This is a genomic window from Stenotrophomonas testudinis, from assembly GCF_024499815.1.
Taxonomy (GTDB): domain Bacteria; phylum Pseudomonadota; class Gammaproteobacteria; order Xanthomonadales; family Xanthomonadaceae; genus Stenotrophomonas.
Window position 1 is genome coordinate 1 of sequence record NZ_JAMOKY010000040.1, and the last position, 15,664, is coordinate 15,664.

General features: G+C 68.8%; 14 protein-coding genes. 7 read left to right on the top strand and 7 right to left on the bottom strand.

The window, feature by feature from the left end:
- Nucleotides 1-168: 168 nt before the first annotated feature.
- The gene (locus NQ204_RS16645) at nucleotides 169-546 is read right to left on the bottom strand and encodes a DUF4124 domain-containing protein (protein ID WP_116864889.1); all 378 of its coding nucleotides are present in this window, start codon (nucleotides 544-546) and stop codon (nucleotides 169-171) included.
- 80 nt (nucleotides 547-626) lie between these two features.
- On the opposite strand from NQ204_RS16645, the gene pssA reads away from it, so the two are divergent.
- Genes pssA through rimI form a run of 3 tightly spaced genes read left to right on the top strand, consistent with a single transcriptional unit; the run spans nucleotide 627 to nucleotide 2,400 of the window.
- On the top strand, nucleotides 627-1,403 hold the full coding sequence (gene pssA, locus NQ204_RS16650) for a CDP-diacylglycerol--serine O-phosphatidyltransferase (RefSeq protein WP_108767665.1): 777 nt from the start codon (nucleotides 627-629) through the stop codon (nucleotides 1,401-1,403).
- Between the two features lie 53 nt (nucleotides 1,404-1,456).
- A complete protein-coding gene (locus NQ204_RS16655) occupies nucleotides 1,457-1,906 on the top strand; it encodes a hypothetical protein (protein ID WP_256644470.1) in 450 nt (149 codons plus the stop codon).
- Nucleotides 1,903-2,400, top strand: coding sequence for a ribosomal protein S18-alanine N-acetyltransferase (gene rimI / locus NQ204_RS16660; protein WP_116864890.1), 498 nt, complete (start codon nucleotides 1,903-1,905; stop codon nucleotides 2,398-2,400). The genes NQ204_RS16655 and rimI overlap by 4 nt, the downstream gene beginning before the upstream one ends.
- Before the next feature lie 42 nt (nucleotides 2,401-2,442).
- On the opposite strand, the gene NQ204_RS16665 is transcribed toward rimI, so the two are convergent.
- The 4 genes from NQ204_RS16665 to NQ204_RS16680 all read right to left on the bottom strand — a co-directional run bounded on the left by NQ204_RS16665 (nucleotide 2,443) and on the right by NQ204_RS16680 (nucleotide 8,277).
- A complete protein-coding gene (locus NQ204_RS16665) occupies nucleotides 2,443-3,270 on the bottom strand; it encodes an EamA family transporter (protein ID WP_256644453.1) in 828 nt (275 codons plus the stop codon).
- Nucleotides 3,271-3,375: 105 nt separating this feature from the next.
- Nucleotides 3,376-6,204: a valine--tRNA ligase gene (locus NQ204_RS16670; RefSeq protein WP_256644454.1), complete on the bottom strand. Its 2,829-nt coding sequence runs from the start codon at nucleotides 6,202-6,204 to the stop codon at nucleotides 3,376-3,378.
- Nucleotides 6,205-6,276: 72 nt separating this feature from the next.
- Nucleotides 6,277-6,702, bottom strand: a complete 426-nt coding sequence (locus NQ204_RS16675) for a DNA polymerase III subunit chi (RefSeq protein WP_256644455.1) — start codon at nucleotides 6,700-6,702, stop codon at nucleotides 6,277-6,279.
- 96 nt (nucleotides 6,703-6,798) lie between these two features.
- On the bottom strand, nucleotides 6,799-8,277 hold the full coding sequence (locus NQ204_RS16680; protein WP_116864882.1) for a leucyl aminopeptidase: 1,479 nt from the start codon (nucleotides 8,275-8,277) through the stop codon (nucleotides 6,799-6,801).
- Nucleotides 8,278-8,381: 104 nt separating this feature from the next.
- On the opposite strand from NQ204_RS16680, the gene lptF reads away from it, so the two are divergent.
- Both lptF and lptG read left to right on the top strand, forming a co-directional pair.
- Nucleotides 8,382-9,464: an LPS export ABC transporter permease LptF gene (gene lptF / locus NQ204_RS16685; RefSeq protein WP_256644456.1), complete on the top strand. Its 1,083-nt coding sequence runs from the start codon at nucleotides 8,382-8,384 to the stop codon at nucleotides 9,462-9,464.
- A complete protein-coding gene (lptG, locus tag NQ204_RS16690) occupies nucleotides 9,461-10,561 on the top strand; it encodes an LPS export ABC transporter permease LptG (protein WP_116864884.1) in 1,101 nt (366 codons plus the stop codon). Before lptF ends, lptG begins: the two co-directional genes overlap by 4 nt.
- Before the next feature lie 26 nt (nucleotides 10,562-10,587).
- Here lptG and NQ204_RS16695 read toward each other — a convergent pair whose 3' ends face one another.
- The gene (locus tag NQ204_RS16695; RefSeq protein ID WP_256644457.1) at nucleotides 10,588-11,079 is read right to left on the bottom strand and encodes an RDD family protein; all 492 of its coding nucleotides are present in this window, start codon (nucleotides 11,077-11,079) and stop codon (nucleotides 10,588-10,590) included.
- Nucleotides 11,080-11,135: 56 nt separating this feature from the next.
- Between NQ204_RS16695 and xerD the strand changes: the two genes are divergently transcribed.
- Together xerD and NQ204_RS16705 are read left to right on the top strand one after the other, a co-directional pair.
- A complete protein-coding gene (xerD, locus tag NQ204_RS16700) occupies nucleotides 11,136-12,113 on the top strand; it encodes a site-specific tyrosine recombinase XerD (protein WP_256644458.1) in 978 nt (325 codons plus the stop codon).
- A gap of 98 nt (nucleotides 12,114-12,211) precedes the next feature.
- Nucleotides 12,212-12,997, top strand: coding sequence for a DsbC family protein (locus NQ204_RS16705; RefSeq protein ID WP_256644459.1), 786 nt, complete (start codon nucleotides 12,212-12,214; stop codon nucleotides 12,995-12,997).
- Between the two features lie 123 nt (nucleotides 12,998-13,120).
- Here the strand turns inward: NQ204_RS16705 and NQ204_RS16710 are convergent, their stop codons facing one another.
- The gene (locus tag NQ204_RS16710; RefSeq protein ID WP_256644460.1) at nucleotides 13,121-15,235 is read right to left on the bottom strand and encodes a glycosyl hydrolase family 18 protein; all 2,115 of its coding nucleotides are present in this window, start codon (nucleotides 15,233-15,235) and stop codon (nucleotides 13,121-13,123) included.
- Between the last annotated feature and the right edge of the window lie 429 nt (nucleotides 15,236-15,664).

Here is a 15,664-nt window from a genome sequence, read left to right on the forward strand (position 1 = left end):
CCCCCCCCCCCCCCCCCCCCCCCCCCCCCCCCCCCCCCCCCCCCCCCCCCCCCCCCCCCCCTGCAAGCCCACACCGCCCCGCCAACCCACAGGAAACCAGCTTTTGACGTTGATGCTGCCTTGGCTTGCAAGCAGGTGCAGGGCTGCAAGCCCTGCCAAAAAAGCCCCTTAACCCGCCGGCGGGCAGTAGGCCTTGATCGCCGCTTCAGCCAATCCCTTCTGCGCGTTGCGCTGCTCCGGCGTCAGCGCGGTATCGGCCTTGCCGTCCCCGTCGGTGTCCTGCATGACCTCCCCGCTGCCGTCCAGCAGGGCCACGTTGGCGCGGGCGGTGCTGCACTGCTCTGGTACCGGCGCGGCCTCGGCGGTGGCCGGTGCGGCCGGCTGCGTGCCGCGGGCCTGCTCCCGGGTTTCGTATTTGCCCCCGGCCGGCGGCGTCTCCGAATACTGGGTCACGCCCTTGGCATCCTTCCACTTGTAGACAGGTCCGGCCACCGCGTTGGCACTGGCCAACAGCAGCAGGCATCCCAGGCAGGACAAGGCACGCATGGCAAACTCCGCAGAATGGGCGTAGAACGCCGATTGCAGCATTGCCGCCGACGGCTGGCAAGTCGATTAAACTGGATTCCATGGACCCGATCACACCGCCGCCGCGCTCGCGCACGATTTACCTGCTGCCCAACCTGTTCACCACCGCCGGCCTGTTTTCCGGCTTCTACGCGATCATCGCGGCGGCCAATGGCGATTTCGTCAATGCCAGCATCGCCGTGTTCGTGGCAGCGGTGATGGATGGCCTGGACGGTCGTGTCGCGCGCCTGACCGGCACCAGCAGCGAGTTCGGCGTGCAGTACGACTCGCTGGCCGACCTGGTCAGCTTCGGCATGGCCCCGGCGCTGGTGATGTACCACTGGTCACTATCGGAGCTGAAGTACGACGGAGAACTGCTTGGCCGCCTCGGCTGGGCGGTGGCCTTCCTGTATGCCGCCTGCGCGGCGCTGCGCCTGGCCCGCTTCAATACCCAGGTGGCGGTGGTCGACAAGCGCTGGTTCGTCGGCCTGGCCAGCCCGGCCGCGGCCGGCCTGATGATGTCCTTCGTCTGGGCCTTCGCCGATGGCGGCCTGGGCTGGAATGGCAACGAGCTGCGCTTCGTCGCGCTGGCCGTCACCGTGGTCGCGGCCCTGCTGATGGTCAGCCGCATCCGCTTCTGGAGCTTCAAGGGCGGTGCCGCCAAGGGCACCCGTTCCGACCGTGTGCCGTTCCTGGTGCTGGCGCTGGTGCCGATCGCCATCGCCATCGCGGTCATCGACCTGCCGCGCGTGCTGTTCGTGGTGGGCATCCTCTACGCGCTGTCCGGCCCGGTGATGTGGGCCCTGCAGCGCCTGCGCAAGAAGCCCGAGGCGGCGTGAGCGAGGACCTGCCCGTGTTGTGGTCCCCGGCCCAGCAGGCCTGGCTGCAGGCCATGGGCTACACCGTCTTCCACGATGGCCAGCTGGCCGCCGAGCTGGACGCGGCCCTGCAGCTGAGCGTGGCCGAGGCCGAAGCCGCGGCCGCACCGGCGCGCAGTGAAGCGCCACGGCAGCAGCAACGCCAGACTGATGCGCCGACCGAACGCGCGCCGGCCCCGTACGAACGCCCGGCACCGCCAGTACGGACCACCCCGGTGGCTGCACCGGATACGGCGCCTGCCGCATCGCGGCCGCTGCCCAGTGGCAACGCCCGGCAGCCGTCGGTACGCCTGCCTGACCGCCTGCAGATCGCGCTGCTGCGCGCATCGGGCTGCAACCCGAATGACCCGGCCACGCAGGCCCTGATGGACAGCTGGCCGCTGGAACAGCTGCGCCGCGATCCGAAGGCCAAGCGTGCGCTGTGGCCGCAGCTGCGCGCGCTGCGCAAGCGGGGCGCGCCGTGAGCGCGGTTGCCCGGCCGGGCCCGGTATCGATGCGCGCCCTGCGCGAAAGCGACCTCAATGCGGTGATGGCCATCGAGGTGCGTGGCTATCCCTACCCTTGGACCCGCGGCATCTTCCTCGACTGCCTGCGCGCCGGCTACCCCGGCCTGGCAATGGAACGCGACGGCCTGCTGATCGGCTACGGCGTGCTGAGCCTGGCCGCCGATGAGGCCCACGTGCTCAACATCTGCATCGATCCGCTGGAGCAGTCGCACGGCCTCGGCCGGCAGCTGATGCGCGCACTGGTGCGCCTGGCCGTTGACCGCGGCGCGCAGCGCGTGTTCCTGGAAGTGCGGCCGTCCAATACCCCGGCGCTGGCGCTGTACCACAGCGAAGGGTTCAACGAGATCGGCCGCCGCCCGCGCTATTACCCGGCCGCCAACGGTCGCGAGGATGCGCTGGTGATGGCGATCGAGCTGGTCAACGACGACCTGCAGACGATGCCGCCGCTGTAACGGAGACGGTTTACCGCTGCGCTCGCCGGGCATGGCCCGGCGCTACCGTGGTGTCAAACGCAGCGCCAGCACGCCAGCCACGATCAATGCCGCTGCCAGCCAGCGCACCCGTGGCACGCGTTCGCGCAGCACGAACACCGAGATCAGCAGCGCGAACAGGATCGACGATTCGCGCAGCGCCGACACCATCGCCACCGGGACCTGGGTCATCGCCCACAGCGCCATCGCATAGGACGCGGTGGTGCCGAAGCCACCTGCCAGCCCCAGCGGCCAATGCTGGCGCGCGTAGGCCAGCACTGCGCCACGTCGGGTGTACAGCGCCCATGCCGGCAGCGGGAGGCCTGACAGCAGGAACAGCCACAGCGTATAGGCCAGCGCACTGCCGGACTGGCGTGCGCCCTGTGCATCGACCAGCGTGTAGGTGGCGATCATCAGCGCCGTCAGCAGCGGCAGGCCGAGCTGGCCGCGGCGTGCGCCCAGCGCCATGCACAGGATGCCGGTGCTGACCAGGACCACGCCCAGCCACGCCGCTGGCGGCAACGACTGGCCGAACAGGCTGCCGGCCAATGCGACCAGGATCGGCGCGCAACCGCGCATCAGCGGGTAGGCCAGGCTCATGTCCACCTGCTGGTAGCAGCGTGCGACCAGACCGTAATAGGTCACCTGCAGCAGCACCGACGCCGCCAGCCACGGCCAGCTGTCCGCCGCGGGCATGGGCAGGAAGGGCAGGGCGGCAGCCGACAGCAGCGCGGCGCTGCCGGTCACCAGCACGGTGCCGAGAAACTTGTCCGGCCCGCGTTTGACGATCGCGTTCCAGCTGGCATGCAGGGCAGCAGCGGCCAGGACCAGCAGGAAGAGGGAAAGCGGCATCGCCCGATGATGCCACGGGGCAGAATGGAAACGCCGGGCAATGCCCGGCGTTTCCGATACCGCGTTGGTAGATGCCAACCTTGGTTGGCACCCGGACCACAGGCGTTACAGCTTCGCGCGCTGTTCCTGCAGACCGGCCAGCTGGGTGTTCCAGTCGACCAGGCGCACGCGCTCCTGCTCGACCACGGCCGGCGGCACCTTGTCGGTGAACTTGGCCAACTTGGCCTCGCTCTTTTCCTTCTCGCTTTCCACGCGCTTGATCTCCTTGTCCAGGCGCGCACGCTCGGCGTCGAGATCAACCAGGCCTTCCAGCGGCACCAGCAGCTTCAGCTCGCCCACGATCGCGGCGGCGGCCGGCGGGGCGCTTTCGCCTTCGCCCAGCCACTGGATGCTGTCCAGCTTCAGCAGGAACGACAGCGAGGCGCTGAAGCGTTCGATGCGCACGCGGTCCAGTGCGAGGCCGGCCTGAAGGCGCAGCGGCACCAGCTTGGACGGGGCCACGTTCAGTTCACTGCGCACGCGGCGCACGGCGCTGATCACGGCCTTCAGCCATTCCACGTCGGCCTCGGCCTGGGCGAAATCACCGGCGAACTCGTCGGCGGTCGGGTACGGGCGCAGCGACAGCGTGGTTTCGGCCAGGCCCAGGCGCGGGGCCAGCTGCTGCCACAGCTGTTCGGTAATGAACGGGGTGAGCGGGTGCAGCAGGCGCAGCAGCGCTTCCAGCACGTACAGCAGGGTGTGGCGGGTGCTGTCGGCGTCGGCCGCGTCGCCACCGTTCAGTGCCGGCTTGCTCAGTTCCAGGAACCAGTCGCAGAACTCGTTCCAGGCGAACTCATACAGGCACTGCGCCAGCAGGTCGAAGCGGTAGTTGGCGTAGTGGCCCTGTGCCTCGGCGGAGACCGCGGCCAGGCGCGCCAGGATCCAGCGCTCGGCATCGGTGCGCGGCTGCGGCACGCCGTTGAACGCGGCACCCTCGGTGTTCATCAGGGTGAAGCGGCTGGCGTTCCACAGCTTGTTGCAGAAGTTCTTGTAGCCCTCGGCGCGGTTCATGTCGAACTTGATGTCGCGGCCGTGGGTGGCCAGCGCGGCGATGGTGAAGCGCAGCGCATCGGCACCGTGGGCGGCGATACCGTCCGGGAATTCCTTGCGGGTGGCCTTCTCGATCTTCTCCACCATCTTCGGCTGCATCAGGCCGCCGGTGCGCTTGGCGACCAGGTCGTCGATGCTGATGCCGTCGATGATGTCCAGCGGATCAAGCACGTTGCCCTTGCTCTTGGACATCTTCTGGCCCTGGCCGTCGCGGATCAGGCCGGTGAAGTAAACGTCCTTGAACGGGATCTTCCCGGTCAGATTGTCGGTGGCCATGATCATGCGGGCCACCCAGAAGAAGATGATGTCGAAACCGGTGACCAGCACCGACGACGGCAGGTAACGGTCGAAGCCACGCTCGGCCATGGCCTGGGCATTCGGCCAGCCCAGGGTGGAGAACGGCCAGATCTGCGAGGAGAACCAGGTTTCCAGCACGTCGCTTTCCTGGCTCAGCACCACGTCGCTGCCGAGGTTGTTCTTTGCGCGCACTTCGCCTTCGCTGCGGCCGACGTAGCAGCTGCCGGTGGCGGCATCGAACCACGCCGGAATGCGGTGGCCCCACCACAGCTGGCGGCTGATGCACCAGTCCTGGATGTTGTTCATCCAGTGGCGGTAGGTGTTGATCCAGTTCGGCGGCACGAAGGCGATCGAACCGTTCTCCACGAGCTCCAGGCCACGACGCGCCAGCTCGTCCATCTTCACGAACCACTGGTCGGTCAGGTAGGGCTCGATCACCTGGCCGGTGCGGTCGCCGCGCGGCACCTGCAGCTTGTGCGCCTTGGTCTCGACCAGGATGCCCAGGTCTTCCAGTTCGCCCAGCACGGCCTTGCGCGCTTCGTAGCGGTCCATGCCCTGGAAGCGTTCGGGCGCGTTTTCATTCAGCGCCGCCACCGGTGTGAACAGGTTGATCATCGGCAGGCTGTGGCGCACGCCCACCTGGTAATCGTTGAAATCGTGCGCCGGGGTGACCTTGACCACGCCGGTACCGAATGCGCGATCGACATAGTCATCGGCGATCACCGGCACGCGACGGCCGGTCAGCGGCAGCACCACGCTCTTGCCGATCAGGTGCGCATAGCGCTCGTCTTCCGGGTGCACCATCACCGCGGTATCGCCCAGCAGGGTTTCCGGGCGGGTGGTGGCCACGACCAGGTAATCGCGGGTTTCGCGCAGGGTTTCCACGCCGTCGGCATCGCGCTCGACGTGCTCGTAGCTCAGGCCTTCATCCAGCGTGTAGGCGATCGACCACAGGAAACCGTCTTCCTCGGCGCTCTCCACTTCCAGGTCCGAGATCGCGGTCTTCAGCACCGGATCCCAGTTGACCAGGCGCTGGCCGCGGTAGATGAGGCCCTGCTCGTGCCAGCGCACGAAGGCCTCGATCACCGCTTCGGACGGCTGCGGGTCCATGGTGAAGGTGCTGCGCGACCAGTCGGCCGAGGTGCCCAGGCGGCGCATCTGCCGCTCGATGATGTCACCGGACTGCTGCTTCCACTCCCACACCTTGCCGATGAAGCCTTCGCGGCCCAGCGAATCGCGGGTCTCGCCCTTGCCTTCCAGCGCCAGGTTGCGGCTGACCACCATTTCGGTGGCGATGCCGGCGTGGTCGGTACCGACCTGCCACAGCGTGTCGTAGCCGCGCATGCGGTGGTAGCGCACCAGCGCATCCATCAGCGTCTGCTGGAACGCGTGGCCCATGTGCAGGGTGCCGGTCACGTTCGGCGGCGGCAGCAGGATGGTGTACGGCTCGCCCTTGCCGGACGGCTTGAAATGGCCGGCGTCCTCCCAGGTCTTGTAGAGGTCGGTCTCGAAGGACTTCGGGTCGTAGCTGGAGGCGAGTTGGGTCATGCGGGGGAACCAGGAGGTAATCGTTGAAGGATCAGGGCAGTGGGGCGGCCCATCAAGGGGGCCACGCCGCGCTCACATGTCGTGCTTGTTCAGGTCGTAGCCGGCGGTCTTGTACTGGCGCCAGCGTTCGCGCAGCGGTTCGCGCGCTTCCGGGTCGGCCGGCACCACTTCCAGCACGCGCTCGCACTGGCCCAGCCAGGGTTCGTCGCGCAGGTTGATCACCAGCGGGCGCATCGGCGCCTCGTCCCCCGGGATGGAAATCAGCACCACGGCCTCTTCCTCGTCCACGTCCTCGCCGACGATCTGGTGCGGGATGTAGGCATCCTCGTCGAACGACCAGAGCAGTTCGTCCAGCTCTTCGGCCTGGGCCTGGTCGCGGGCCAGCACCAGGGCGGGCAGCCCGGCATCGTTGGCCTTGCGCGCCAGTTCGCAGACCAGGCGCAGCGGCTCGGTCAGGAAACGGCGCTTGGCGATCAGGTAGAAATCAGCGCGGGGCATGGCAGGGTCCGGGTCGGGCAGGGGCCCGGCGTGCCGGGCGGGGGCAGGCCGGAGGATGCCCCGGCCGGCGGGCGCCGGCCAGGGGCAGGTACGGCATCAGGCGCGGGCGACCTGGTCCAGCAGCCACTGGCTCAGCAGGCCGACCGGGCGGCCGGTGGCCATGCCACGCTTGCCTTCGTCGCTGGCCACGCCGGCGATGTCCAGGTGGGCCCAGCGCTGGCCTTCGGCGAAGCGCGACAGGAAGCAGCCGGCGGTGATGGCGCCGGCCCAGCGGCCGCCGATGTTGTAGACGTCAGCGAAGCTGGAATCCAGCATCGGCTGGTACTCATCCCACAGCGGCAGGCGCCAGGCGCGGTCGAACACGTGCTCGCCGGCGGCCAGCAGCTCGTTGGCCAGGTCGTCGTGCTTGCTCATCAGGCCGGCGGTCTGGTGGCCCAGGGCAACCATGCAGGCACCGGTCAGGGTGGCCACGTCGACCAGCGCGGCCGGCTCGAAGCGCTGCGCATAGGTCAGCGCGTCGCACAGGATCAGGCGGCCTTCGGCGTCGGTGTTGCCGACTTCGATGGTCTTGCCCGACATCGAGGTGATCACGTCGGACGGACGGTACGCGTTGCCGTCGATGGCGTTTTCCACCGCCGGCACGACCACCACCAGGTTCAGCGGCAGCTTGGCCTTCACGGCGGCGACGAAGGTGCCGATGACGTTGGCGCCACCGCACATGTCGTACTTCATCTCCTCGATGCCGCCCTGGGTCTTCAGGTTCACGCCACCGGTATCGAAGGTGATGCCCTTGCCGACCAGCACGTACGGCTTGGCGTCGCCGCCACCGGACCACTTCAGCACGACCAGGCGCGGGCGGTTGGCCGAACCACGGGCCACGGCCAGCAGCGAGCCCATGCCCAATGCTTCCATCTGGTGCTCATCGAGGATCTCGGCTTCGGCGCCGTCGTGCTCGCCGGCGAACTTCACGCCCACTTCAGCCAGGTAGGCCGGGGTGCAGTAGTTCGGCGGCAGGTTGCCCAGCTCGCGGGCGAACTCGACTCCGGCAGCGATGGCCTGGCCCTGGGCCAGGGCCTGGGCGTCGTCACCGGCGATGGCCAGCTGGGCCAGGCCGGCGTCATCGGCCTTCTTCTTGCCCAGGGTGGCGGTGTAGCGGTAGGCGGCGTGGTCGGCGGCGATCACCGCCTGGCGGATCGCCCAGGCCGCGTCGCGGTCCTTCACGGCCACTTCGGACAGGGTGAACAGCGCGCTGCGGGCGGCGCCGGCCTTGAGCGCGCGCACGGCGTCGCCGACGGCCTTCAGGTACTGCGGGACGCCGAAACGGGCGGCTTCGCCCAGGCCGACCACCAGCACGCGCGGGGCGCTGACGCCCGGCAGGTCATGCAGCAGGGTGGTGGCGCCGGTCTTGCCGGACAGGTCGCCGCGCTGGGCCAGGGCGGCCAGGCGGCCACCGCTGGCGGCGTCCAGGGCCTGGGCGGCCGGGGTCAGGGAGTGGTCGGCATAGGCGCCGACGACCAGGCAGTCGACGCCGGCGGCGGCCGGCGCGAGGTGGTTCAGGGTGAATTCGAGGGCCATTGAGCAGATTCCATTGGCGAGTCCGTACAATCGCAGGCCGTTTACGCCCAGACAGTAGACTGGGCGGCACCGCGAACGAACCCCAGAGTTTAAACCACCGCCCCATGCTGAAGCTCGACCGATACCTGCTGGGCGATTTCGTCCAGAGTTTCCTGGCTACCCTGATCGTCCTGCTGGTGGTCAGCGTGGGCGGCGTGCTGGTGGACATCCTCGGCAACATCGCCGACGGACGGCTGCCGGCCAAGCTGCTGTTCTCGCAGCTGGGCCTGCAGTTCATCGCCTACATGCCGCTGATCCTGCCACTGGCACTGATGCTGGGCCTGCTGCTGTCCATCGCCCGCCTGTACCGCGATTCGGAAATGGCGGTCATCACCGCCATTGGCGTGGGGCCCAAGCGCCTGCTGCGGCCGCTGCTGATGCTGGTGGTGCCGGTGGTGGTGCTGGTCGGCGCGTGCTCGCTGTGGCTTGGCCCCTGGGCCGGCCGCACCGCCGAGCAGATGATCCAGGACGCCAACCGCAGCGTGCTGATGGCCGGCCTGGAGCCGGGCCGCTTTACCTCGCTGCCCAATGGCGGGGTGGTCTACCTGTCCTCGATCTCGCCCGATGGCACGAAGCTGGGCCGGGTGTTCCTGCAGCGGCAGAAGGATGACCGCCTGGAGGTGGTCTCCGCCGCCGGCGGCCGCATGTTCTTCGAAGGCAAGCAGCAGCGCTTCCTGGAGCTGGACGATGGCCACCAGGTGGAGGGCCCGCTGGCCGGCGCGCTGGATTACCGCCTGGCGACCTTCGCCCGCAATGACGTGGCCCTGCCCGACGGTGCCCAGGCCAAGGACGAGGATGACCCCGAACTGATGCCGACCCTGCAGCTGCTGGGTGACGACCGCGCCGAGGCCAAGGCCCAGCTGCACCGCCGCATCGCCCCGCCGCTGATTGCCCTGGCCTTCGCCCTGCTGACCGTGCCGCTGGGCCGCAGCTCGCCGCGCCAGCAGCGCTATGGCCGGATGATGCTGGCCCTGCTGGCCTACATGGTCGGCACCAACCTCATGTTCATCGGCAGTGGCTGGATCGCCAACGGCAGGATTCCGCCTGCCGTCGGCCTGTGGTGGCTGACCCTGCCGCTGCTTGGCTTCGCGCTGTGGATGTATTTCCGCGATGGCCGCCTGGCGCGCCCGAAGGGAGCCCGCGCATGAAGCTGCGACCGATGCGTTTCGATTTCTACCTGGGCCGTGCGGTGTTCACCACCGTGCTGCTCACCTGGGCGGTGCTGACCGGCCTGGACGTGGTGATGGCCTTCTCCGGAGAGTTCAAGGACATCGGCAAGAACGGCTATTCGCTGGGCCATGCCGCGGCCTGGGTGCTGTACACCGTGCCGCGCCGGGCCTACACCTTCTTCCCGACCGCCGCGGTGATCGGCGCACTGATGGGCCTGGGCCAGCTGGCCGCCACCTCCGAGCTGACCGCGCTGCGCGCGCTGGGCCTGTCGCGCAAGCGCCTCAGTGTCTCGGTGGCGATTGCCCTTTCGCTGCTGACCGGCCTGATGGTGATCAGTGCCGAGACCCTCGGGCCGTGGGGCCAGAACCGCGCCGACGCGCTGAAGATGAGCGCCAAGTGGGGCACCAATGCGACCACGGCCCGCTATTCGGGCCTGTGGGCACGCGAGGGGGACACCTTCCTCAACGCCGCCAGCGGCGAAGAGCAGCTGGTCGGTGACAAGGGCACACGGCTGATTCTGCGCGACGTGCGCCTGTACCGCATCGCCGAGGACGGCAACATCGCCTCGCTGACCCACGCCGCCACCGCCGAGCACGACAAGGACGGCTGGGTGCTCACCGGGGTCAAGCGTGACACCTTCGCCGAGCGTGGCGCGACCCGCGAAGAAGCCGCACGCGAGCCCTGGGATTCCAAGCTGGATGCCGGCGCGCTGGCGACCGGCATCTCCAAGCCGCGCAACCTGAAGTTGAGCGAGTTGAGCACCAGCATCGAATACCGCGAGCGCAACGGCCTGGATGCCCGCGATTTCGAGGATATCTACTGGAGCCGCTGGTTCTACCCGTTGAACGTGCTGGCGCTGTGCCTGGCCGCCGTGCCGTTCGCGTTCGGTTCGCTGCGCAGCGGCGGCATGGGCAAGCGCCTGTTCCTGGGCATCCTGTTCGCGCTGGGCTTCTGGCTGCTGCAGCTGTTCTTCGGGCGCATGGCCGGTGCGCTGAAATTCGATTACCGCATTGCCTACGCGTTGCCACCCATCGTGATGCTGGCGGTATCCGGCTGGCTGTTCCGGCGCAGGTAGCGCCCGGCCATGCCCGGCGGGTTTTCTCAGCGCTTCGGCATCCGCACCACGCGGGTGCCGCTGGCGCGGTCGTGCCAGGTCAGGCGCTGCCGGTCCAGCCACGCCCACCAGAAGCCCAGCCCGCCCAGCAGCAGCGACAGCGTGGCCACCGCGTAGCGCAGCCACAGCTGGCGGCGCCGCAGCGGCGTGCCATCACGTGATTCCAGCTTCAGCCGCCACGGCCGCATGCCCAGGGTCTGCCCGCCGCGGCGCCAGCTGGCCGTGGCGTACCACCCGGTCACCGCCCAGCACACCGCCCACAGCAGCCACTGCCAGGCGCTGAAGGGCGCGATGTTCTCGCGCTGCGCATGGCCGCTGAAGGTGTAGGCCAGGGTGAACAGCGTGCCGGCCAGCATCCACAGCGCCAGCACCGGCAACGCGTCATAGACCATGGCCAGCACGCGCCACGGCAGCAGCGCACGCGGGCGGGGCGTTTCGGTGGCGGCCGCAGTGGCCGTGTCGGTGGCAGGGCGGGACATGCGCCGAGCATACGCAAAGCTGGCCGCGCCCGCAGTGGTCCTCGTATCCTGCACGCATGGCCGTCATTTCCACCCCTGCCGAACGCCGCCAACTGGTCACCCAGCTGCCGGAACTGCGCGCCGACGACAGCGTGCGCATCCAGCGCTTCCTCGATGCGATCTGGGCCGAGAACGGCCTGGCCCGCGCCACCCTGGACAGCTACCGGCGTGACCTGGAAGGGCTCGCGCGCTGGATGGATGGCCGCGAGGGCGGCCTGGCCGGCATCGAACGCCCGGGCCTGTTCGATTACCTGGCTTGGCGCACCCGCCATGGCTGGTCGCCGCGCAGCAACGCGCGCCTGCTGTCGGCGCTGCGCGCGTTCTTCGCCGATGGCGTGCGCCGCGGCGAGCGCAACGAAGACCCCAGCGCGCTGCTGGACCCGCCCAAGCTGCCCCGGCTGCTGCCCAAGGCGCTGGCCGAAAGCCAGATCGACGCCCTGCTGGCCGCGCCGGACATCGACAGCCCGCTGGGCCTGCGCGACCGCGCCATGCTGGAACTGATGTACGCCGCCGGCCTGCGCGTGAGTGAGCTGGTGCTGCTGCCGGCCACTGCGGTCAACCTGCGCCAGGGCGTGCTGCGGGTGACCGGCAAGGGCAGCAAGGAACGCCTGGTGCCGCTGGGCGAGGAATCGCAGCACTGGCTGGAACGCTACCTGCAGCAGTCGCGGCCGCAGCTGGTGGGCAAGGGCAAGGTGCACGCGCTGGCCGATGGGCAGACGCCGTTGTTCATCGAGCCGAGCCTGCATTCGCTGACCCGGCAGGCGTTCTGGCATCTGGTCAAGCGTCATGCGCAGGTGGCCGGCATCGATCCGGCGCGGATCAGCCCGCACGGCCTGCGCCACAGCTTCGCCACGCACCTGTTGAACCGGGGCGCGGACCTGCGCGCGCTGCAGATGCTGCTGGGCCACAGTTCACTGTCCACGACCCAGATCTACACCCTGGTGGCGCGCGAACACCTGCAGAAGCTGCACGCGCGGCATCACCCACGCGGCTGAATGGACCGCACGGGGCGTCACACGGGGCGTGTGCACGGTCGCGGCCCGTCACACGGGCCTGTGTCAGAATCCGGGGTCTGATTCCCAGCGGATTGCCCATGTTCCGATTTGCCATCGCTGCACTGTTCAGCGCGGTCAGCCTGACCGCCTGCGCCCAACCGGCTCCGCCCGCCGCCAAGGCCCCGACGGCCGCTGCCGCCAAGGCCAGCCCGGGCGCCAACGGCGCCTCCGAACAGTCGGTGCGCGCCGCACTCGCCACGCTCATCCCCGGCTCCAAGGTGGATTACATCGGCTCGGCGCCGTTCCCGGGCTTCCGCGAAGTGCTGGTGTCCGGCCAGCTGCTGTACGTGTCCGACGACGGTCGCTACCTGTTCCAGTCGCAGCCCTACGATATCCAGGCCAAGGGCCCGGCCAACAGCGAAGGGCTGCTCGGCTACCGCCGCGACCTGCTGGCCAAGGCCAACCACGGTGACCGCATCGTGTTTGCCGCGCCCAATGCGAAGTACACCATCAGCGTGTTCACCGATATCGAGTGCGGTTACTGCCGCAAGCTGCACCAGGACATCGCCGAGCTCAACCGCAACGGCATTTCGGTGGAATACCTCGCCTTCCCGCGCATGGGCCTGGGCAGCAAGGACTACGTCGACATGATCTCGGTCTGGTGCGCCGCCGATCGTCGCCAGGCACTCACCAACGCCAAGCGTGGCGACAGCGTGCCGGCGAAGAACTGCACCAACCCGGTGGCCATGCAGTACGCGCTGGGCCAGCAGCTGGGCGTCAACGGCACGCCGGCGATCTTCGCGGCCGATGGCACCCAGCTGGGTGGCTACCTGCCGCCGGCGCAGCTGCGTGCAGCGCTGGAAAAGCTGTCCGCCAAGCGCTGACCGTAATGTCGCCGGGCATGGCCCCGCACTACCGTGGGATGGCCGGGTAGCGCCGGGCCATGCCCGGCGGATGTTGAATCCATGGGGAAAGCCGGGGACGCGGTGCGTCCCCGGCGTTTTTGCTTATTTCAGGCCATCACTGACCGCCTTGGTCAGCGTGCCCTGCGCATCGTCACCACTGAACTCCCAGACAAACGCACCACCCAGGCCCTGCGTTTTCACATAGCCCATCTTGCGGGTGATGTTGGCCGGGGTGTCGAAGCTCCACAGCGTGCTGCCGTTGTAGATCCAGGTGGCACCGGCGGTGTTGTCGGTATAGCCCTGCCAGGCCAGGTTCTTCAGCACCTTCCAGTCTTCGATGCCGGCCTCGTAGGTGCCCGGTGCGGCGCCGCCGGCGGTCTGGTACATGCCATTGTTGCCGCTGGCCACCCCGGTCCAGCCACGACCGTAGTAGCCGATGCCCAGGTTGAGCTTGGCCGCAGGCACGCCGCGGCTGATGAAGGCCTCGATGGCGTCGTTGCTGTTGTACAGCTTCTGGTCGCCGGTGGACGGATCATTCGGCGAATCGAACAACGCCGACTGGTGATTGGTCTTCGCATCCCACGCACCGTGGAAGTCGTAGGTCATCACGTTGATGTAGTCCAGGTACGGGTGGTACGCCGCCGGGTCGGTGACGCGGATCTTGTCGATGCCTGCACCCACCGCCACCGTCAGCAGCAGGCCCGGCCGCACCGCATCGAGCTGGCGGCGGAACTCGGCCATCAGCGCGGTGAAGTTGGCGTTGTCCTCCGGCTTGCCACATTCGATGCCGCAGGCCACCGGGTATTCCCAGTCGATGTCGATGCCGTCGAACACGCCCAGCGCCGCGCCGGCACCACCGGCACCGTCGGTCACCGGCAGGTTGCCCTTGATGTAGGCATCGATGCAGGAGGCGACGAAGGCCTGGCGGTTTTCCGGCCGTGCTGCGCTGGAGAAGCCGCGTGACCAGGTCCAGCCGCCCAGCGAGATCAGCACCTTCAGGTTCGGGTACTTGGCCTTGAGCTGCTTGAGCTGGTTCCAGTTGCCGCGCAGCGGCTGGTCCCAGGTATCGGCGCCGCCGCTCACGCTCTCACCCGCGCCGAAGGCCTTGCTGTAATCGGCGAACGCATCGCCGCCGGCGCCGGTGTTGGGGTCCGACGCTTGGGTGATGCCCACTTCGCAGCGGTTGTTGCGCACGTTGCCGAAGGCGTAGTTGATGTGGGTCAGGCGCGCGGCCGAGCCGCTGCTGTCGATGTTCTTCACCCGGTAGTTGCGGCCGTAGATGCCCCATTGGGTGAAGTAGCCGATGACCCGCTTGCCGGTGCCGCCACCGTCACCGGCCAGCGTGGTGGCGCTTAGCTCGGTGCCCTGTGCCGAGGCGTTGCCGGCGTTGTCGCGGGCGCGTACGCGGTAGCGGTAGGTGGTCGAGGCGCTCAGGCCACCATCGACGTAGCTGGCGCTGGATGGCGAGCCGACCAGGCTGCCGTTGCGGTACACATCGTAGCCGGCCAGGCCGCTGCCGCCGGTGTTGTCGGTGGACGGGCTCCAGCTCAGCGCGATGCTGCTGGCGGTGCGGGTGCCCACGGCGAGGCCGCCGGGCACGCTGGGCGCGGTGGTATCGCCGCTGGCCGCGTTGACGGTGATGGTGACGGTGGGCGTGCTTGTGGTGGCGTTGTTGTTGTCGGTGGCCACCGCGCGCAAGGTGTGGCTGCCGGCGCTGGCGTTGGCCCAGCTGGCGCTGTAGGGCGTGCTGGTGTCGACGCCGATCGAGCTGCCATCGCGGAAGAACTCGACCTTGCTGACGCTGCCATCCGGGTCGCTGGCCGTGGCGCTGACGGTGACCGTGCTGCCGGCGCTGAAGGTGGCGCCGTTGGCCGGCGAAGTCAGGCTGACCACGGGCGGCTGGTTGACGCCGCTGCCATCACAGGCGCCGAGGTTGGTGTAGTAGGGCGCGCCGGCCGGATGGTCCGGCGGTGCGTTCCAGATGTCCTGGTTCGCCCGATAGAGGACGCCTCCCTTCTGCAGGGTGTCGCCGCCCCGGTAGATTTTGGCCTGGTCCCACTGCGCCACGCCGGCACAGCTGGCGGCCTGGGCCAGGCCGGGCAGGGCGGTCGCCCCGGCGGCGAGGGCCAGCAGCCAGGCCAGGCGGCGCGGGCGGGGTGAGCGGGAGGAACGTTCGGCACTGCGTACATCGGCACTCTGCACAAGCTTGTCGTACATGGTGTGTCTCCGACTTCCGGTGGCGCGCGGGCCGGATGGCGCCGCGCGTGACGCAGGTCCGGACGTCGCCCGGGAGAGGGGCGACGGTGGGGGCGGACGGGGTACCTGGCTGACCGGGGAGAGAGTCCGGGGCCAAGTAGGGACAACGTTGTCATCAATTGCCGTGGCAATCCGTGAACGAGTGCATGGTTCCGGCATTCCGGCTAAGAGCGGCGCTTGCGCGCGGTTGGCTGCCATCGGCGGAGCCCCCTCGTGGCTGGGAATTTCCGCGAAGAGCGGATTTCTGTGGGAGGGCCGGGCGGGTGGGTTGCGCAGGGGACGCTGCAAGTACGTCATGTAAGCTCGTAGGCGCCATCCATGGCGCCTGCGCCCCTGCGCAACCCACCCGCCCGGCCACGGACAGGTTCCTGCGCGCGCCAGCCACGAAAG